Origin of the sequence: Verrucosispora sp. WMMC514, from assembly GCF_027497295.1 — a bacterium.
GTDB lineage: Bacteria > Actinomycetota > Actinomycetes > Mycobacteriales > Micromonosporaceae > Micromonospora > Micromonospora palythoicola.
The window spans coordinates 2,717,982-2,738,034 of sequence record NZ_CP114906.1 but is presented as its reverse complement, the minus strand read 5'-3'; the positions used below and the strand labels follow the sequence as shown (position 1 = coordinate 2,738,034).

Annotated in this window: 17 protein-coding genes; 14 read left to right on the top strand and 3 right to left on the bottom strand. The window is 70.2% G+C overall.

The window, feature by feature from the left end; translation table 11 throughout:
- The first annotated feature begins 3 nt into the window (after positions 1-3).
- From O7597_RS12235 to O7597_RS12210, 6 genes are all read left to right on the top strand, one after another.
- Positions 4-1,467 carry a dihydrolipoamide acetyltransferase family protein gene (locus tag O7597_RS12235; RefSeq protein WP_281583239.1) on the top strand — a complete coding sequence of 488 codons (1,464 nt, stop codon included), beginning with the start codon at positions 4-6 and terminating at the stop codon, positions 1,465-1,467.
- 217 nt (positions 1,468-1,684) lie between these two features.
- Positions 1,685-1,822 (top strand): hypothetical protein, encoded by a 138-nt coding sequence (locus O7597_RS12230; protein ID WP_196255796.1) that lies wholly within the window; start codon positions 1,685-1,687, stop codon positions 1,820-1,822.
- Between the two features lie 342 nt (positions 1,823-2,164).
- Positions 2,165-4,660, top strand: coding sequence for a hypothetical protein (locus O7597_RS12225; protein ID WP_281582756.1), 2,496 nt, complete (start codon positions 2,165-2,167; stop codon positions 4,658-4,660).
- Between the two features lie 367 nt (positions 4,661-5,027).
- Entirely contained in the window at positions 5,028-6,608 is a 1,581-nt protein-coding gene (locus O7597_RS12220) for a recombinase family protein (protein WP_269740456.1), read from the top strand.
- Between the two features lie 93 nt (positions 6,609-6,701).
- Entirely contained in the window at positions 6,702-7,001 is a 300-nt protein-coding gene (locus O7597_RS12215; RefSeq protein ID WP_269740457.1) for a hypothetical protein, read from the top strand.
- The gene (locus O7597_RS12210) at positions 6,998-7,738 is read left to right on the top strand and encodes a DUF2637 domain-containing protein (RefSeq protein ID WP_269740458.1); all 741 of its coding nucleotides are present in this window, start codon (positions 6,998-7,000) and stop codon (positions 7,736-7,738) included. The genes O7597_RS12215 and O7597_RS12210 overlap by 4 nt, the downstream gene beginning before the upstream one ends.
- A gap of 210 nt (positions 7,739-7,948) precedes the next feature.
- On the opposite strand, the gene O7597_RS12205 is transcribed toward O7597_RS12210, so the two are convergent.
- Both O7597_RS12205 and O7597_RS12200 read right to left on the bottom strand, forming a co-directional pair.
- A complete protein-coding gene (locus O7597_RS12205; protein ID WP_204027591.1) occupies positions 7,949-8,098 on the bottom strand; it encodes a hypothetical protein in 150 nt (49 codons plus the stop codon).
- A 1,086-nt stretch (positions 8,099-9,184) separates the two neighbouring features.
- On the bottom strand, positions 9,185-9,370 hold the full coding sequence (locus tag O7597_RS12200; protein ID WP_269740459.1) for a hypothetical protein: 186 nt from the start codon (positions 9,368-9,370) through the stop codon (positions 9,185-9,187).
- Positions 9,371-9,667: 297 nt separating this feature from the next.
- On the opposite strand from O7597_RS12200, the gene O7597_RS12195 reads away from it, so the two are divergent.
- From O7597_RS12195 to istB, 7 genes are all read left to right on the top strand, one after another.
- Complete coding sequence (locus tag O7597_RS12195; RefSeq protein ID WP_269740460.1) at positions 9,668-9,859, top strand: hypothetical protein; 192 nt, start codon at positions 9,668-9,670, stop codon at positions 9,857-9,859.
- A gap of 476 nt (positions 9,860-10,335) precedes the next feature.
- Positions 10,336-10,719 (top strand): hypothetical protein, encoded by a 384-nt coding sequence (locus O7597_RS12190; protein ID WP_269740461.1) that lies wholly within the window; start codon positions 10,336-10,338, stop codon positions 10,717-10,719.
- Positions 10,720-10,791: 72 nt separating this feature from the next.
- Positions 10,792-11,493 (top strand): ATP-binding cassette domain-containing protein, encoded by a 702-nt coding sequence (locus tag O7597_RS12185; RefSeq protein ID WP_269740462.1) that lies wholly within the window; start codon positions 10,792-10,794, stop codon positions 11,491-11,493.
- A 68-nt stretch (positions 11,494-11,561) separates the two neighbouring features.
- Entirely contained in the window at positions 11,562-12,758 is a 1,197-nt protein-coding gene (locus tag O7597_RS12180) for a hypothetical protein (RefSeq protein ID WP_269740463.1), read from the top strand.
- 35 nt (positions 12,759-12,793) lie between these two features.
- On the top strand, positions 12,794-13,375 hold the full coding sequence (locus tag O7597_RS12175; RefSeq protein WP_269740464.1) for a hypothetical protein: 582 nt from the start codon (positions 12,794-12,796) through the stop codon (positions 13,373-13,375).
- 216 nt (positions 13,376-13,591) lie between these two features.
- Positions 13,592-15,208 carry an IS21 family transposase gene (istA, locus tag O7597_RS12170; protein ID WP_281582755.1) on the top strand — a complete coding sequence of 539 codons (1,617 nt, stop codon included), beginning with the start codon at positions 13,592-13,594 and terminating at the stop codon, positions 15,206-15,208.
- A complete protein-coding gene (gene istB / locus O7597_RS12165; RefSeq protein WP_269740466.1) occupies positions 15,205-16,023 on the top strand; it encodes an IS21-like element helper ATPase IstB in 819 nt (272 codons plus the stop codon). The genes istA and istB overlap by 4 nt, the downstream gene beginning before the upstream one ends.
- Positions 16,024-17,641: 1,618 nt before the next feature.
- On the opposite strand, the gene O7597_RS12160 is transcribed toward istB, so the two are convergent.
- Positions 17,642-17,773 carry a hypothetical protein gene (locus O7597_RS12160; protein WP_269740467.1) on the bottom strand — a complete coding sequence of 44 codons (132 nt, stop codon included), beginning with the start codon at positions 17,771-17,773 and terminating at the stop codon, positions 17,642-17,644.
- A 431-nt stretch (positions 17,774-18,204) separates the two neighbouring features.
- On the opposite strand from O7597_RS12160, the gene O7597_RS12155 reads away from it, so the two are divergent.
- Positions 18,205-20,040, top strand: coding sequence for an NHL domain-containing thioredoxin family protein (locus O7597_RS12155; protein WP_281582754.1), 1,836 nt, complete (start codon positions 18,205-18,207; stop codon positions 20,038-20,040).
- Positions 20,041-20,053 lie beyond the last annotated feature (13 nt).

Genomic DNA, 20,053 nt, shown 5'->3' with positions numbered 1-20,053 from the left:
GGCATGTCGCGGATCAAGGAATTCAACCTGCCCGACCTGGGCGAGGGTCTGACCGAGGGCGAGATCCTCACCTGGCTGGTCAAGGTGGGCGACACGATCGAGCTGAACCAGCCGATCGTCGAGGTGGAGACGGCGAAGGCGGCCGTGGAGATCCCGGCGAAGTGGGCCGGCCAGGTTCAGGCGATCTTCCACCCGGAGGGCTCGACCGTCGAGGTCGGCACCCCGATCATCGCGATCGACACCGACCCGGGCGCCGGCCCGGCGGAACAGTCCACCACCGGTGCGTCCACCAGTGACCTGCCCACCCCGTCGGCGGCGTCGTTGGCCGCCGTCGAGGTCGCGCCGACCGAGGGTGCGGTCGAGCCGGGCCTGATCGGTGGTCCCGCCCCGGGTGGCCGTACCGCCGTCCTCGTCGGGTACGGCCCGCGCACCACGGCGGCCAAGCGTCGCCCCCGGAAGGGCGCTGCTCCGGCCGCCTCCGCTCCGGCGGCGGCACCGGTGCAGCACAGCCCGGCGCCGGTCGTCCCGGCACCGGTGCGGTCTCCGTCCCCGGCGGTCAACGGCAACGGCCGGAGCAGCGGACCGGTGCTGGCCAAGCCGCCGGTGCGCAAGCTCGCCAAGGACCTCGGGGTCGATCTGAGCGCGCTCACCGGGTCCGGCCCGTCGGGCTCGATCACCCGGGAGGACGTACAGCGGGCGGCGGCCCCGGCGGCGGCCGAGCCGCTGACGGTCACCAGCCCGGTCAGCTCGGCCGCGAGCTTCGGCGCGGATCGTGAGCAGCGCATCCCGGTCAAGGGGGTACGTCGCCTCACCGCCGAGAACATGTCCCGCTCGGCCTTCACCGCCCCGCACGTCACCGAGTTCCTGACGGTGGACGTGACCCGCGCCATGAAGGCGCTGGACCGGCTGCGCGGGCGGCGGGAGTGGCGTGACGTACGGGTCTCGCCGCTGCTGCTGGTCGCCAAGGCGGTGCTGTTGGCGGTCCGGCGGCACCCGATGGTCAACTCCAGTTGGGCCGGCGACGAGATCGTCGTCAAGGAGTACGTGAACCTCGGCATCGCGGCGGCCACCGAACGCGGCCTGATCGTGCCGAACATCAAGGACGCCGGCCGGTTGACTCTGCGTGAGCTGGCCGACGCCATGACCGACCTGGTGCAGACCGCCAAGGCCGGCAGGACCTCGCCGGCCGACATGTCCGGCGGCACCCTGACCATCACCAACGTCGGGGTGTTCGGGGTGGACACCGGAACGCCGATCCTGCCCCCGGGTGAGTCGGCGATCCTGGCGTTCGGTGCGGTACGCGAGCAGCCCTGGGTCCACAAGGGCAAGGTCAAGCCGCGCCTGGTCACCACGCTCGGCCTCTCCTTCGACCACCGGATCATCGACGGTGAGCTGGGGTCGAAGTTCCTCCGTGACGTGGGCGACTTCCTCGCCGATCCGGAGGCGACGCTGCTCGCCTGGAGCTGACGCGTCAGGACGGCTACGGCCGGTGCGCCACGGGTTACCGCCCGGCGCACCGGCCGTTGCCGTTTGACGAAGAAAAGGTTGCTGCTGAGGGTGGCTTACCTAAGATTCGTAGGCTGGTGGCTCAGCTCACCTAATAATCGCTGGAAAATCCGATCCCACTGCGCTTCAATGGAGGAGACGACGGGACGACAACCGAATAGCCAGGAGGAGAGACACCATGAGCATGATCGAGCGAATCCGCAACCGCCGCGACGCCAACCGCCGCGCCCGTGCCATCGAGCGGGCCCTGCGCTCCGCCAACTCGCCCGCGGTCCGCGACGAGATCCTCGCCATCGCCCAGCGTCACATGCACTGACGCCACACGACGTTATCCGCCTCCTCCAGATCGACGACCCGCCCGGGCACACCGGGCGGGTCGTCGGCGTTACGACCGGCCGTTGACACCGGGATACCGCCCCGACGCAGCGCCCGGTACGGTGGGGCTCGGTCGTCGTCCGCGCTCGGGGCAGGCCGAGGCGATAGAAGCACCTCGACACCGCCCGGCGACGGACAGTGACGATCGAAGCTCCCCGGAAGCCCACCAGCGGCTACCGGGATACGGTGCGGGGAGCCGGCATCGCCGGTACGCCGGCACCGCCGGCTGCCCTGCCGAGACCATCGGCGACGGCGGCCGACATGTGATGGAGGAGGCGCACGCATGACGTCCGAGGGCCCGCACCGCCCCGGCCAGGAGCCGGACGAGGCGCCGCCGGGCGGCGGCGGACCGGCGCCGTACGGCGACCGTCCGACTCAGCAGGACAACGGGTACGGCGCGACCGCCCCCGACCTCGGTTGGGCTCCGCCACCACCCGCCCGCCCGGACACGTCCGCACCAGCCTGGGCGAACCAGCAGGGCAACGCCTGGGGCAGCGCCCAGGCGACGCGTCAGGCGGAGGCCGGGCCCGGCAACTGGGACCAACCCGCCGGCAACCAGCAGCCCTGGGCGCCCCAGGGGGACCAGCCGCAGCAGCCGACCCCGGGTTGGGCGCCGGCCGGTCCGCCCACATCGGAGGGGCCCGCCTGGGCGAACGGCGGCCAGGCCGGACCCGCCTGGGCCACCGATCCCGCCACTGCGGACGCCGCGCAGCCGGCAGAGTGGACGCCGAACCAGCCGGCGGCCAGCCAGCCCGACCGCGCCAACGGTCAACCACCGGCCGGCCAGCCGGACTGGACCACCAGCCAGCCGGACTGGGCCAACGGTCAGGCCGCCGCGGGCCAGGCCAACCCGGCAGCGCCCAGCGGCTGGGCCGGCGGTCAGCAGCCCGACTGGGCCGGCGTGCCCCGAACCGACGATCAGACCCCCGGCTGGGCCTCGACCGCCGGTCAGCCCGAGCCGCCCCAACCGGCCTGGGCGCAGAACGACCAGCCGACGCCGGCCCGCGAGCCGGCGGCCCGGGCCAGCGCTCAGGTGCCGGTCGCCGACGCGGGTCAGCAACAGCGGCCCACCGACGGGTCGTCCCACGCCGAGGCGTGGCCCGCCGAGCAACCGGAGCAGTCCGGCTGGGCGGCCGGCCAGCGGCGGGAACCCGCCGGCGGTTGGGCGAGCGACCAGCCGGCGGAGGGCTGGCACACGGGCGGTGACCGGCCGTCGCAGCCCGACTGGGCCACCCCCGCCCAGGAGGAGCCGGCCGGTTGGGCCGGCGGTAACCCCGCTGCCGGGCCGCCGCCGTCCTGGAGCCCGTCCGCCGAGCCGCTGCCGTCCCGGACCGCCGCCGACCGAGGCGCCATGCCGGACATCCAGCCATGGGCACCCGGAGAGGCGTGGGGTCAGCCGGCCGCGGAGCCCGCCGCGCCCCGAACCAACGCCGAGCCCGACCCGGGCCGATCCGACGATCCGGTCTACCAGCCGGCACCCGCACCGGGCATCTCCCCGGCCAACATGGTGCCGTTGCCGCCGCAGGAGCAGCGAGTGCCGGGTGCCAGCCTGGCCGCCACGCCGCCCGCGGACTTCGCCCAGCCCCCGCCGTTCACCGACGACCCGGCCGGGTCGGCCGGTGGCCCGGCCTGGGGCCAACCCGAGCCCCGACACGACGAGTCGCAGTCCCCGGCGATTCCGGCGCCCCGTACCTCTCCCGAGGCCGAGGGCCGGCCGGCGTCGCCGGCCGGCGGTGGTGTCGCGGCGAGCGCGTCCGTGCCACTGTCCAGTCGGGTCATGCCCCCGGCCGACCATCCGGCTCGCCCGGCCGGTTCGCCCGCACCCCAACCACGGGTGTACGGCCGGCCGGCCCGCACCGAGGAGCCGGCGCCGGAGCACGGCGAGCAGCCGCTGGTGCCCCGCTTCGACCAGGGTCCGGGTCGGTTCGACGGTGACCCGGGCGCGGCGCGCGGCGATCAGGGCCCGGAGCGGTACGAGCCGGCCCCGGAGCGGTTCGAGCCGGCCTCGGAGCCCCGCTTCGCCGACCGGGAGCCGCCGATGGGCGGGCCGAACGCCTTCGCCGGTCCGGCCGCTCCGGCGTCGCCGGCCGCCCCACCTCCCTTCCCCCCGGGGATGCCGTCCTTCGTCGACGCGCCGCCGGCCAACCGGCCGGTCAACGGCGTACGGCCGCACGCCGAGCCGGATCGCCCGGCCGACCCGTTCGGCGGCGCGCCGCGTGACCCGTTCGGCGCCCCGGGCAACGAGCCGTTCGGCGGGCCGTCCGAGCGTCCAGGTGGCACCTACGGCGCTCCCTTCCGGTCCGAGCCGGGCGGCGAGCACAACCCGGCGTACCCCCCGCCGCCACAGTCCGCACCGCCGTGGAGCCCGGGTCCGGGCAGCGGATCGGGCGAGGCGGAGCAGGGCCGCTTCGACGCCTTCAAGCCGGTCGCCGAACCAGCTGCGGAAGCCCCGGCACCGAAGGTACGCAACGGACGGGTGCTCGCCGCGGTACTGGTCGCCGCCGTGCTCATCCTGGCCATTCCGCTCGGCCTGCTGATGCTGCTCGGCATGGTCGGCGGGTCGGACGACGCCAACGCCTTCGACCCGCCGATCGGCTCGTGCGTCAAGCGTTCCGGCAGCACCGCGGTGGCCGCCGACTGTGCCGAGCCGGAGGCATTCAGCGTGGTGTCCAAGGTCGAGTCGAAGGACAAGTGCCCCGACCCGGCCATGCCGCACGTGGACCTGCGCGGCGCCACCGCCAACCCGGTGCTCTGCCTCAAGGAGGCAACCGGCGGCTGAGCCGGCGCAACGACGGCGGGGTCACGGTTGATCCGTGACCCCGCCGCCGCTGTTTCGGGGCTCGCCCTGCCCGCCGGCCAAGCTCCCAGTTCGCGGCACGTCGCGCCTTCCGGCCAGCGTGAGGGCCCGCGTTGCCGCAATCCATTTCCGTCGCCGCGCCGGCCTTTCCCTTCGCGCTGGTGGGCGTCCACCGGTGGGGCACGATGGGGTCGTGAGTGCACGCGTGCGGGCTCCCGAACTGCGGGGTCGGGCCTGGCTGAACACCGGCGGGCGGCGGCTGACGCTCGCCGACCTCCGAGGCAGGATCGTCATAGCGGATTCTTTGACGTCATTGACGGTCTAACGACCTCCTTCCTACGCTCGCCGCATGACCCACCCAGCCGATCAACTAGACCCTCCGAGGTGCTGTGCCCTCTACCTGCGCCGCTCGCATCGCAACGCCGAGGGCGATGCCCGCAACGGTCGGTCGCTGGCCGAGCAAGAGACCGAGCTGCGCGACCTGGCCGCTCGACTCGGCCTCATCGTCGTGTATGTCTTCATCGAGCGTGAGGGGACCGGGGCGTCCCGGTTCTCGCTGAAGGCCCGCCCCGAGTGGAAAAAGGCCCTGGAATGGCTCCGTGTCGGTGACCTCTTCCGCACCCTCCTAACTTGGTCACTGGACCGGGCAGACCGCCGCGGCGCGGTCGAGATCGGCAAACTGCTGGATGAGCACGCCGACGGTTCTCGACGGATCGTCGGCGCGGACGGTACCGACACGGGGGATCCACGCCGCCGGTTGGAACTGATCATCCGCGCCGAGATCGCCCGCGAGGAGGTCGAGAACCTGTCGCGTCGGGTCAGTCGGACGAAGCGCTTCCGGCGGGCTGAGGGCCGCTGGCTCGGCGGGCCGCCTCCGTTCGGTCTGCGCATCGCTGACGGCCAGCTCGCCCGCGACCCCGATTCCTACCCGGTCGCTCGGCGCATCGCTGACGAGTTGCTCGCCGGACGGACGATCTGGCAGACCGTAAAGGGTCTCAACGACAGCGGCATACCCTCGCCGCGCGGAAAGTCCTGGGGGGTCGGCACCGTATCCAATATGGTCCGCTCGCCCGGCTGGGCGGGTCTTCAGAGCATCCGCGAGCGCACGACCTCGGGCCGATGGGCGACGGTCGCCGAGCCGTTCCGCGATGAACGCGGCCAGACCGTCAGCGTCGGCGAAGGCGTCATCACCCCGGGCGAGCGTGCCCGCATCCTGGGCGCCCTCGACGGTCGCTCGGCGACCCTCGCCGAGGGCGGACGGTTCCTCCGGCGTGGCGACCGGCGCTCGGCTGCGCTGCTGACCGACGTCCTGCGCTGCTCCGAGTGCGACGGTCGGACAGCGCAGAGCGGGGCCGCCGGTAGAAAGGTCTACCGCTGCGGCCGGTACGGCAACGGCCGAGACTGTGCCGGGTTCACCGCTCCAACCGTCGAGACCGACGACGCCGTGTCGCTCGCGTTCCTTTACCGCCTCGCCGCCCTGGAGCCTGGCGACCCGTTGCTAGAGGCCGTCGCCGATGCATGGGTCGCCCGAGTCGCCCCCGACGACATCGCCGCCCGTGATGCCGCTCAGGACGCCCTAGACGCCGCCCGCGCCAACCTCGCCCGCGTACGCCGCCTTACCGCCTCGGGGGCGTTCACTGAGGAAGACGCCGCCGAGGTCATGCCCGAGCTACGCGCGAAGGTCAAAGCCGCTGAGGACGCCTTAGCCCGCATCCCGATCCCCGAGGCCGATATTTCGCCCCTCCTCGACCTCGCGCAGAGCGTGCCCGCGTTCTTCGATCTGCCCGAGCACGAACGCCGGGGCCTCCTCGGCCTCGCCGTCGCCAAGGTCACCGCGACCCGCGCCGGCACTCGCGGCGTGCGTTTCAAGCCCACCGAACGCCTGCTAATCACCTGGGCTGACGGTACGACCTCGCGGCCCGCCGCCTGAGCCCTCTCACCCGCACCAACAGCAAATAAGGCAGGCCCCGACCGAGCGATTCCGCCGCTGGTCGAGGCCCTAGACGGAAACGGAGCTTCCGCCATGGCCCACGACCCTACCCGCCGCCTGTACATCGCCGCCCCCGCGCTCGCCACTGCCGCTCTGTCGGCTGCTGTCGCTGCCCTGCTCGCCGCGGGGTTCCTGGTGACCACCGCGACCGAGGCCGCCCCGGTCGACGCTGACGAACTGCTCGCCGTGATGGCCGAGGACATGGACGCCGCCCGCGCCGCTGACGCCGTGGTGACCCTGCCCGGCGCCGAGGACTTCCCCGAGCCGGTCTACGCCGCCCTGTTCAGCGTTCCGGTCGTCACCCTCGCTGACGCACTGGCGGGTGCCGCATGAACGCCCGTCGCTTCGCTTCACTGGCCGGCACGGTCGCCGTGACCGTGATCGCCGCTGTCGCTTCGTACGACCACATGCGGGAGCTTGCCGAGCGCGCCGGGCAGCCGCCGCTACTGGCCGCACTGCGGCCGCTGTCGGTTGACGGCATGATCCTCGTTGCCATGCTGGCGCTCGGCGACGGTCGCCGGTCGCGTTGGTCGGCATGGCTGGCCTTCGTTCTCGGCGTGGCCGCGTCGCTGGCCGCGAACGTCATCGTTGCCGAGCCGAACGCAACCGCCCGCGTTGTCTCGGCGTGGCCCGCCGTGGCGCTGCTGCTGACGGTCGAGATCCTGACGCGGTCCGGCACAGCCCCACCCGCGCCTGTTGAGAAATTCTCTGCGGCCCTCGCAGCGCCGGCCCCGGCCCTGGGCACCCCCGCACTGTCTACGGCCACCGCGCGGCCCCCTGTCACCGTGCCGCCGCGCTCCCGCCCGCCGGCTGTCCCGCCGGACGTGCGCCTGCTGCCGGTTGTCGCCCGTGTCAGCACGCCGCCGGCCACCCCGGACACGCTAGCGGCACCAATCCGGACCGCTGACCGTGTGGCGGCACTGCTCGCCGCCGAGCCGAACGCGACGCCCGCCCAGGTCGCCGCACGGCTGGGCATGAGTGAGCGGACCGCCCGCCGGTACATGCCCGCCGACAAGATGCCGCCACGGCGCCGCCAGGCGAGCCGGGTGCCGGCCATGGCGACCGGCTGACCGGCAGGGAGAGCGCCCGTAACTGCCACGGGCGGGCGCACTCCCGGCGCGGGGACGACAGCCGTGCCGCCCAGGCGGACAGGGTGCCGCCAATGCACGCCCGGCCGCAGCTCGCGGCCACGATGGACACACCCGATCGGGCGATGGCCGGGCGGATGAGGCGTTTACACGCCCGCGCATCCCGGGCGGCGTGGCAGTCGCCCGGCGTGGTCAACGTGCCGCCAGCGCGACGACAAGGCCGGTCACCGCGACGAGGAGGCCGCTCAGGCTCGCGATGAAGCCCGGGGCGGTCCGCAGGTATTCGAGGATCAGGCCGTGCCGGTCGCGCGGCGCGCTGCTGGTCTGCTCTTCGGTCGTCACGCCCCGGGACGGTACGGAAGTCCGGGGTCTGTGTCCTACGCGCCGCAACCGCTGTAGCTCACGCTCGGCGACCCGGGCGGCACGTACCGCGATTCCTTCATGCCTGTCGATGCCAGTGCTGCTACAACCTGCAACAAGGGGATGCCCATTCGGCTGATAGCCGCAGGTAGCCGTTTTCGGTGCGCCATTTGCGCACTCGGGCCGCCCAGCGCTGTGCGGTTTGATCGTGTCGGCGAGGCAGTGCGCCCGCCCCTGCGTTGGGAACGGGCGCATTTGCCTGCGTCCGGTGAGTGTGCCCGCCTTGCGGTTAGCGCCGCAGGCTGAACAACTCGGCCAGCGCCCGCAACACGGCCGGCAGTTTGTCCGGCGGTACCCGGAACAGCGCCACCAGCGCCACAATAAGACGAGGCACCGCGTAGGTCGCCGCAACGGCTATCAGTGCCCAAGGCCCAACGTTGACGAATGGCTCTAGCGCAGACACGGCGAAGCGACCCCCTTGGGGCTCAACCTCGCGGCGGCCAAGGCGCACGAGTCAGGTTCGCCGATCCCGGTCAGGCGTTGAGTTCTGTCCTCAGGCTACCGCACCCTGCGACTAATCAACGACTCGCGCCCACGTCGGCGCTCCAAGCGGTACATGTCGAATGACGCCGATGTCGGGGAGCAACAGCAATCCACTCCGGCACCGTGAACAGATGGCTGGGGACGAGTAGGCCATATCTTCGGGCTGCCGCGGGAGCGGTACGGCTCGGGGTGGTCTGTTTACTGGCAAGATCGGCTTGCCGTCCTCACAGTCCCGCTCGTTGGTTGGGCCGCGACCGCTCGACGTCCATAGCCACATCCGACCGTCTTTCCCGGCGTACACGACTGCGATCGTCGTATGCGGCTTCGAGCATTCACAGACGATCTGATCGAGCTTCCGATACCGGTCTGGATGTGCCTTGATTGCGGCGGCCTGCTCTTCAAAGGCATCCATATCGACACCCTGCCACTCGCCACCCATGGTTTCCGCCTCCGGCAGTCAATCCGTCAGCGCGGCGGGCCATCGCGCTGCCTTGCCGACGGCGCGGCGACATCCACCGCCAGCCTTCAGCCGGTCTCTTCGTCGGCGAGCCGCCGGCCGCGCTGCTCCGCGTAGGCGCGCACGTCTGTCGCATCCCAGATCCGACCAACGGTCAGGGTGTCGATGGGCGCGGGGAAGTCGGGGCGATCGACCAAGATCGCGGCACGCTGGCGCGATACGCCGAGGTAGTCGGCGACCTCTGATAGCGCCATGACTCGCACGGGCGGACCCTCCGGCAACACGGGTAGGCAGGTTGCCACCGGAGGGGTTGACTACTTGTCAACTGTGCGTCAACGTGGCCGTATGCCCACGCATCGTGATTGCAAACCCTCGGCCTCTGGTCCCCGCCGTCAGCCCGCGAACGTCGTGCCCGCGTCCCGCTGGTCCGACCGGCTCAACCGTCCCCGTGTCCGGTGACGCGGGAGGACGGGACGCCTCGGGTCTCCCCCGGCGTGTACCTCCTGACCCGGGAAGCGTCCCCGCAATTCTCGCGGCCCATCATCGTGCGCGTGTTCCGCGAGGTGAGCGACCTGCACCCGCCGCACGGCTGGACGTGGGTCGACTGCTACCAGCTCGACCAGAACGGCGACGCGACGGACCGGCGGCGGCTGTTCGTGAGACCCGCGGGTCTGCGCCGGGTGCACAGCCAGCCGACCCCGTACGCGCAACGCACCCGCCCCTCCGCGAAGGCCGCCCGGTGAGCGAACACCTACCGTCCCGCCCCACCTGGCGCTGCTCGGCGTGCGGTACCCACTGGCCGTGCGGCCCGGCGAAGGTGCGGCTACTGGCTGAGTTCGACGCCCTGTTTCGGCACCGGGCGGGCGGGTTGTTTGGGAACCACCGTGGCCGAGCGGACGGTTGGCGTCAGGCTTCCGTGGACATGATCGGCACCTTCTCGCGGTGCCACCTGTTGGCGCTTTGCCATGATCGGCAGGTTCTTCGGGCGCCATGAGTGATTGGTAGGCCGGCTGCGGCGCCACCCAGGGGCAGGCTGCTGTCGTCGATGCTGACGGATTTTCGTACGCATTTCTGGATAAGTGCGACTTCCGAGTTCTGCAAATGGAAGGCAGCAAACGCATGCCGCATTGACGTTGGCAACTGAGAGTGCTTGGGTGATTTCGACTAGTCATCGTTACGACCACGCGTGCGCTTCCGTCAACAATGATCGGAGAATCGCATGAGGCGATCGACGGCAGCCGTGATGGCGGCCGCCCTAGGGCTTTCCACTATTGCAGTTGCAAGCCCGGCATGGGCGGATCCTCAAGGCTGCGTCCAGGGGGATATTTCCTTCTACCAGGATTCTGGCTACATGACTGCTGTCAACGACGCGTTTTGTCAGACGTCCGTGACCCGAACCTTCCGGGTCGAGATCAAGAGAGACGTGGCCCTCTCACCCGACCCGGTGGTATCGAGCTACGACGACTACTGGACGGGCACGTACTACTATGCTTCGACCAGCAGCTGCGACGGCGGACGAACCGCTTACTACTATGGTCGGTCGTTCTTCACGACCAACACGACCTACAATGACTCCTACCACTATCAGGTGGCCACCTGCTGACGCGAACGAGGGCCGACGATGGGTGATCCAATCACTGGGCACGGATTGACGCAGCGGTACGGGAAGCGGAATGTGTTTCGCGATCTCAATGTCGTGGTCCCGCGCGGCGTAACGGTGCTGTTGGGGCCGAATGGCGCCGGGAAGACGACTCTGCTGCACACCATCGTGGGTCTCAAGCGTCCGGAGGCAGGGAGTCTTCGCGTTCTTGGTCATGATGTGCTGCGTCGTGGCGGCCTTCGGGCCGTCGCGGCGCGGATCGGGTTTCTGCCGCAGGTCGTGTCGCACTATCCCGGCTACACCGTCCGGGAGTCTATCGCCTACGCAGCCTGGCTGAAGAACGTTCCGAGGCGAGACATCGGCGCGAAGGTGGATCGGGTTCTCGGGTTGATGAGCCTGTCCGGTCGAGCCGGGTCACGGATGGGGAGCCTGTCGGGCGGACTGTTGCGCCGGGCCGGTATCGCGCAAGCGCTGGTGCACGAGCCGGAGCTGGTCATTCTCGACGAGCCAGCGGCCGGTCTTGATCCCCAGCAGCGCATCGAGCTGCGCCGTGTCCTGCGGAAGGTCGCCGGCTCGGCCGCTGTGCTGGTCAGTACGCACGTGGTAGCCGATGCTCGGCATGTTGCGGACACCATCATCGTTCTCAATGAGGGTGCGGTGGTTTTCACCGGCACGGTCTGCGAGCTGGAAGGGCTCGCCAGGCCGGGGGTGGACGGGGACAGTGATCTGGAGCGCGGCTACCTCACCGCGCTGCGACAGCCGGTGGTGTGCGTTTGACCCCGCTCCGCATCGAGCTGCGCCGAGGGCCGGGCTTGTGGATCCTGCCTGTCTTGATAGCAGTCGGCGTGTTCATGTCCCGCGCCCAACTGGACAAGGACACGGACACGGTCTGGGCCTACGCCACCGGCGCGGTGACAAGCGCCCCGGTACTGATGGCCCCGCTGGCGGTGGGCACGGCCGCGTGGGCGGGAGGCCGATCACAGCGCCGCGGCGCACGCCACGCCTGGCTGCTGGCGGGACGCGACCCAGCGCAGGCGCCACTAGTCGAGGCAGGTGTACTGGTGGCCTGCGCCACCGTGGCCTACGCCCTGGTCGCAGCGGTGACGCTGCTGTCCACGGCGAATGCCGCAACGTGGGGTGGTCCTTTCTGGTGGTGGCTGGCCTCAGCCGGGATCGGGTTCGCCGCAACCGTAGCGATCGCCTACGGCGTGGGCGTGCTCCTGCCGGGGCCGTTCACCCCGTTCGCCGCCGCGCTGGTCACCTACCTGGCCACAACCTGGAACCTCGGGCAGTACGGCACCTGGTATGCGCTGTTCCCGTTCACCATCGAGCTGATCCCGCCGTTCAGCGCACCGCACACCCCAACCATGCGGGGACAACTGCTGTGGTTCACCGGCCTGGGGTTCCTGGCCCTGGCATTGGTCGCCGCCAAGGTGCGCTCCTCGACTCGGGTGGTGATCCCGGCGATCGGGGCGTCCCTGGCTCTGGCCCTCAGCGGCGCCGCGACAGTGATCGGCGAGAACGGCCGCTACGTCGATGTGAATCGCCACATCATCTGGTCCTGTTCGGGCAGCTCGCCAGAGGTGTGTATCCATCCCGCCTTCGCCACCAGCCTCACGCCGATCAGTCAGCGAGCACAGGCCATCAGCCAGCGTCTGGCCCCCACGCCGTTCGCCATCAGCCGGGTAGAGCAGCGACCCCGAGGCGTGGGCGGCCAGCCCACACCCGGCGCGATTGCGTACGCCCTCGACGCACCCGCCACCCATCACTACGACCGCGCGAGCCTCGACATCGCCATCGCCGCTCTCGGCGTCGACTCCTGCGGCCACGGGCCCCAACGTGACAGAACCGCTCACGCCATGGCTCAACTCCTCGTCGCCTGGGCCGTCGGCGACGAGAACCTGTTCACACCACGCGACCCCGGACACCGACAGGCCAAGGCCCGCTTCCTCAACCTGTCAATGACAGGCCAGCAGCAGTGGCTCACCGCCCACGCCAACGCAGTCCGCACCTGCTCCCTGACTCCGCAGTCGTTCACATGACCGGCCCCCGCCTACTACTGAAGTCCCGACGAGCAGTGCCGCTGTTGCTGGCCCTCATCGCCGTCGCAGTTGTCTCCCGCGGACTCGGGGGCCAGCACCTCCTCATCGGCGCCACCGAGCCGGTCCCGCTGCCGTGGGCCGCGGTCCTGCCCGCACTCACCGCCTACCTCACCACAGCGGTGGCCTGGTCAGCCTTGCCCCTGGAGGAGCACCTCGCCGTTCACCGCGTGGACCTCCACGACCTGCTCTACCTCACCGTGGCCGTCCTGGTCGGCGCCGGACTGGTCGCATGGGCAGCCCAACCGCTCATCGGCACCATCACCGAGCCCGGCGCAATACGCAATTACCTCGGCCTGCTCGGCTACTCCCTCCTCGGAGCCGCCGCCTTCCGCCTCAGCATGGGCTGGACGATTCCCACCACGCTGTTCACCACCGGTCTGGTCGTCGCCGGCACCGGCGCTGACCTTCCGCCGCTCGACTGGCCAGCCCGCCACGACAACGAGCCGACATCCTGGGCGGTCAGCATCACGATCCTAATCGCCGGCATTGCAGCGTTCGCCAGCCCGACGCGCCGGCGCGCCCACGCGCTACGCGCGGCACGCACCGAAGCCGACTAGCGCCCGCCACGGCGGTTCGCCAGCGTGCACTCCGGGCGTCGCCACCCGCCTGGTGACACTGCACCTCGACACGCAGGAATGGCTGTTATGCCTTGCTTGCTCGACTTGTCGATTTCTGTGGGCTTAGCTTGATCCTGGTCATATCGGGAGGCCAGATTGCCCACGCGTGTCGAGATTTTCGAGCGCATTCGCGCTGATCGGCGGGCCGATCCATCGGTGTCGCAGCGGGAGTTGGCGCGCCGGCACCACGTGTCGCGGCGCACCGTCCGTGCAGCGCTCGCGTCGGCTGTTCCGCCGCCGCGTAAGCGGCCGGTTCGGGGGCGGCCGTTGGCGTTGACGCCGGTGCTCGCCGTGGTGGACGAGATGCTGCGCTCGGACGTTGTGGGGCCACGCAAGCAGCGGCACACGATCGAGCGGATCTGCCAGCGTCTGGCCGTCGAGCACGATTTCACCGACGCGTCGTACTCGACGGTGCGCAACTACGTGGCCCGCCGACGGCCGCAGATCCTCGCCGAGGCACGCGAGGGACGTGGGCACCTCGATGGGATGGTGCCGCAGATCCACCCGCCGGGCGAGGAGGCGGAGGTTGACTTCGCCGAGGCGTTCGCGGTCGTCGGTGGCACGCAGATGAAGTGCTACCTGTTCACGCTGCGGATGTCGCACTCCGGCAAGGCGGTACACCGGGTGTTCGCCTCCCAGGGCCAGGAGGCGTTCATGGAAGGCCACGTCGAGGCGTTCCGGGTCCTCGGCGGGGTGCCGACCCGGCACATCCGCTACGACAACCTCAACCCTGCGGTGCGGCAGGTGCTGTTCGGCCGAGGCCGCATCGAGTCGCAGCGGTGGGTGGCGTTCCGCTCCCACTACGGCTTCCACGCCTTCTACTGCCTGCCCGGCAAGGACGGCGCCCACGAGAAGGGCGGAGTAGAGCACGAGGGCGGCCGGTTCCGCCGCAACCACCTCGTCCCGCCCCCGCAGGTCGCGTCCCTGGCCGAGCTCAACGACCGCCTCGCTGCCATCGACGCCGCCGAGGACGCCCGGCACGTCCACGGCGCGCCGGCCAGCATCGGCTTCAACTTCGCAGCCGAGGCACCGCTGCTGCACCCGTTGCCGGCCGACGACTTCGAGCTCGGCACCACGCTCACGCCGCTGGTGCGCCGCAACGCCCGCATCGTGGTCCGGCAGTGCTACTACTCGGTCCCCGCCAGGTTCATCGACCGCAAGGTCCGGGTCAGCCTGCGCGCCAACGAGGTCCTCGTCTTCGACGGCCGGCAGGTCGTTGCCCGCCACCCACGCCTATCGCGCCGCTACGACTACCGCGACGACCTGGACCACTACCTGGAGATCCTTCTGGTCAAGCCCGGCGCCCTGGCCGGGTCGACCGCGTTGGCGCAGGCCCGCGCCGAGGGGTCGTTCACGTCAGTGCACGACGCGTTCTGGGCCGCCGCCCGCACCGCGCACGGCGAAGCCGAAGGCACCCGGGCGCTGATCGAGGTCCTGCTGCTGCACCGGCAGCTGCCGCACGCGGCGCTGGTTGCCGGGATCACCGCCACCGTCAACGCCGGCTCCTGCAGCCCCGAGCTGGTCGCGATCGAGGCCCGCAAGGCCGCCGACGCCGGCATCGTCACAGACTCACCAGCAGCCACGGCACCTGTTGACCACGTCGCCGAGGACGGACTCGAACTGGCCGAGCCCGTCGACGAGCCGCCTCCCGGCAGCGCCCGGGTGATCTCTCTGCACGCGCGGCGGCTGCCCTCAGGCAGCGAGCACAAACCACCGCCGATGAGCATCTACGACCAGCTGCTGTCACATCGATCGAAAGGCACAACCGCGTGAGCGCGATCGCTTCCACCGGCAGGGTGTCCCGCACCCCCCGACCCCGCCAGTCCGCACCCGGCATCGACCCGCTCGACGCCGCCATCGACACCGCCTGCACCGAGTTGCGACTGCCCAGCATCCGCGACCGCTACACCGATATCGCCGAACAAGCCCTACGCGACCGCGCCAACTACAAAGGCTTCCTGCTCGACCTGCTCCGCGCCGAGATCGCCGACCGCGACGAGCGACGCAAACAACGCCTCGTCCGCGACGCCGCGTTCCACCGACCCAAACGGCTGGAAGACTTCGACTACGACAAGAACCCCCAGGTCGACGCCGTCTACGTCAACAACCTCGCCAACCCCACCTGGGTCAAAGCCGGCGCCCCACTGGTCTTGGTCGGCAACTCCGGCACCGGTAAGAGCCACCTACTCATCGGCATCGGCACCGCCATCGCCGAACACGGCCTGCGAGTCCGCTACACCACCACCGCGAACCTCGTCAACGAACTTGCCGAAGCCCACAACGAGAAACGCCTATCAAAGACCCTCCACCGCTACGCCCGCTACGACCTGCTCTGTCTCGACGAATTCGGATACCTCAACCTCGACCGCACCGGCGCGAAACTGCTGTTCCAAATCTTCACCGAACGAGAGGAACGCAAAGCCATCGCCGTCGCCTCCAACGCGCCCTTCTCCGAATGGGACAAAACCTTCACCGAGGAACGCCTCTGCGCCGCCATCGTCGACCGACTCACCTTCAACGGCTACCTCATCGAAACCGGCAACGACTCCTACCGCCTGCAAAGCACCCTCGAACGCAACCGCAGCTAACAGCCCTCGGCACACGAACAGCCGCGCCGGGACGAACCGTCCCGGCGCCGCCGCGTCCCACCCTCACATACAGAGCCGGGCTCCCCAGACGCTGCATCGGGAGCAGCGCCTGGAAGAGCCCGGTCTGCCCCGATACTAGACCAGCCCCTAGCCCAAGTCAGCGCAGCGACCCACGCGCGAATGCCTTGTCACGCCCTGGTGCCCGATGAAGATGCCAATCATGGAAGCCCCCGACCTGGTGCCCAAAGAAGCTAACGATCAGCGACTGCCGATCAATCCGCCGACAAGTGGCACCCAAAGAACCTGCCTGAGTGGTGCCGATTCAACCTGCCGGAATCAAAAGCGGCGGAGAATCTGTGATCCTTGTACGGAATCTATCACAGATGGAAATTCGTGCGCTTGAGCGCTTCCCGGAGATTCAGGCTCACCCAGAGCACGCCTTTAGTAGCCTTGCCACCGCCGTTGAGTCAATGGACGAGGTTCGGGCAAAGAACGATTCGGTCCATTTGCAGAGGGCAGCCGAAGAGATCTAGAGACGGGACAGCCCAGATCGAAGCCCCTTACGCGGACAACGTTCAGGTGAGGGGCTTTCGTACGCTTACACGCCTTTGCCCGGCTATCCAGTCTCCGACGGTGCTGGTGACCGCGCCGGTTTGGCGAGCAGGCCAACTAGGTCGTCGGCCAGTTCGACGAATTCGCGTGCGTGCCGGGGAAGTAGGTCGCCTGGCCGCTCCGTTCCAAGGTCTCGAAGTGCACGTAGCTCACGGAGCACCGCAGCGGCTCCCGGATGTGTTGCACTGAGCGGCCTTTCCGGCCGCCGGTCGAGCCGCATAGTCTCCATCTCGCGTTCAGCCCATTCATCTAGCGCCCACACGACCCCTACCCAACCTAGACGAATCGCTTCGGCCGTATTGATGTCCACCCAGGCACGAGCCGCGTTGAGCATGGCGGGAACGCCTTCCGGTTCATCGCCTATGGCACGGAGTTGACTCGCCGCTTCGACGGATGCCCTTACCTCCCCGGCAACCCTGTCCCACTCGGCCTCGAACGGCCCAACTGTGAGCCGTCGCAAGTTGTCACCGAGTAGCTGCGCGACCCGCCGCCGGTACGCCAGCAGCACCACAAGCACAACCGACGGCCACGCGAGCGCCTGCACAAGCGCGACGGTGAATTGGCGCCAGTTCACGGCCCTCCTAGCCGACCGGGCGACTGTACCGCCGGGGAGTTCGTCGTTAGGTGACGGGGGCTCCCGTCGGACATAGGAGCCCCCGTCACGGGTAGAGGAACCGCCTGGGTCCTCAACCTAACCTCATTGCCAGTGGCCGGCTATGAGCAGGATCAAGTACACGATTTTCAACGTAGTCGCGATGACCTGTCCGAACTCGTTGACTCTCGGAAGCACCTGACGCTGATCTGCCCTTTCCCGCCGCCGCAGTGAAGGTTTGCGCATGGAGCGCATTTCGGATTCCTCTCGGCCGCCGCCTCCCATCAAGGGGATTTGACGAACCCGGACCGGCGCTAGCTTCCGGTCCGCCGCCTGGGGCTACGGCGGGAGGTGGTTCCTACCCCGCACAGCAGTCTATCGATGGTGCGCAAGGTGGATGGAGCTGCAACGGCCCTACCGCGATTCTTCCGTCGCGATCTCGGCGAGCCGCTGCGCCTGAGGGTCGACGAACTCGCCCAGGGCGAGCGAGACCCGCTCGGTCTCGAAAACCTTCCGCCCCGGCATCGCGGCCCGCCGGATGGTCACGGACGCGCCCGCGGAAACCAGCAGCGCCCGGCGCCCGCCTCGCGATGTCGTAGCCCAGGGCTACCTTGTCGCCTATGCCCGGTAGCGGTCAGATCCCCGCGCCTCTTTGCCTGCGCCCTGTCGTCGGCTCGCCCGCAACGATCGTCATTGGCGACGACTCGTACCCGGCGGTCGTGGTCCGCTCCACTCTTACGGCGATCACCGTGCGCCGGGTCGAGGCCGGAATGCCACGCCGCAACCGTGACCACACGGCGATGATCGCGCCCGGCGACCTCTCCCGCCCGATCGGCCCGCCTGAGGTCTACCGGATGCGGGATGGCCGGTACCGAACGGCGTCGGCGGTCGTGACGCTTGGCGAGGCAGTGTCGCGTACGCCTCTCCCACCTCCCCGTCGCGCCGGCTGGCGCCCTTTGGTAAGGCACGATGGGGTCATGAGCGCACGCGTACGCGCCCCTGAACTGCGGGGCCGGGCCTGGCTGAACACGGGCGGGAAGGTCATCCGTTTGGCCGACCTTCGAGGTCGTATAACCGTCTTAGATTTCTGGACCTTCTGCTGCATCAACTGCTTGCACGTGCTCGACGAGCTACGTCCGCTCGAACAGAAGTACGCCGACGTCCTCGTGGTGATCGGGGTGCACTCGCCGAAGTTCGAGCACGAGAAGGACGCCGACGCGCTGGCCGCCGCCGTCGAGCGGTACGGCGTGCACCACCCGGTCCTCGACGACCCCGAACTCGACATGTGGCAGCAGTACGCGGCCCGCGCCTGGCCGACCCTCGCCGTGATCGACCCGGAGGGGTACGTGGTGGCCACCATGGCGGGCGAGGGTCACGCCGACGGGCTGACCCGGCTGATCGACGACCTGATCGCCACCCACGAGGCCAAGGGCACGCTGCACCGGGGCGACGGCCCGTACGTCCCGGTCACCGAGCCGGAGACCACCCTGCGCTTCCCCGGCAAGGCGGTGGCCCTGCCCGACGGCGGCCTGCTGGTCTCCGACTCGGCGCGGCACCGCCTGGTCGAGTTGGCCGCCGACGCCGAGACCGTCGTCCGGACCATCGGCACCGGCGAGCGGGGCCGGACCGACGGTGGTGCCGGTGCCGCGACCTTCTCCGAGCCGCAGGGGTTGTGTCTGCTGCCGCCGCACGTGGCCGAGGTGACCGGCTACGACCTGGTGGTCGCCGACACCGTCAATCACCTGCTGCGGGGCGTCCGGCTGGCCACCGGTGAGGTGCTCACCGTGGCCGGCACCGGGCGGCAGTGGCGGTCGACGGTCGACGACCACGCACACGACGCCCGCTCGGTGGACCTCTCCTCTCCCTGGGATCTCGCCTGGTACGACGACCGGATCGTCATCGCCATGGCCGGCATCCACCAGCTCTGGTGGTTCGACCCGATCAAGCGCACCGCCGGCATGTACGCGGGCACCACCGTGGAGGCGCTGCGCGACGGGCCACTGGTCGAGGCGTGGCTGGCCCAACCGTCCGGGCTCGCCGTCTCCGCCGACGGCAGCCGGCTGTGGGTCGCCGACAGCGAGACCAGCGCGATCCGCTACGTCGAGAACGGTGCCCTGGGTACCGCCGTGGGTCAGGGCCTGTTCGACTTCGGGCATGTGGACGGGCCGGCGGCGCAGGCCCTGCTCCAGCATCCGCTCGGCGTCTGCGCCCTGCCCGACGGCTCGGTCCTGATCGCCGACACCTACAACGGCGCGGTACGCCGGTACGACCCGGCCGACGACCGGGTCGCCACCGTCGCCGCCGGTCTGGCCGAGCCCAGCGACCTGGTCCTCACCGCCGACGGCGCGGTGCTGGTGGTGGAGTCGGCGGCGCACCGGATCACCCGGCTGGCTCCCGGTGCGCTCTCGGCGGCCGGCGCGGAGACCGTCGACGGTCCCCGGCACCGTACCGAGCGCAGGCCGACGGAGTTGGGCGCGGGTGAGGTAGTCCTGGACGTCGTCTTCACCCCGGCCCCCGGGCAGAAGCTGGACGACACCTTCGGGCCGTCCACCCGGCTCGTCGTCTCGGCGTCGCCGCCGGAGCTGCTGGTCGAGGGTGCGGGCACCGGCACGGAGCTGTCCCGGCGGCTGGTGATCGACGGATCGGTGCCCGACGGGGTGCTTCAGGTCACCGCGCAGGCGGCCACCTGCGACGCCGATGTGGAGCACGCGGCCTGCCACCTGACCCGGCAGGACTGGGGCGTACCGGTGCGGGTGGTCGACGGCGGCGCCGGTCGGCTGCCGTTGGTCCTGCGCGGCATGGATGCCGGCTGACGCCCGACCAGGC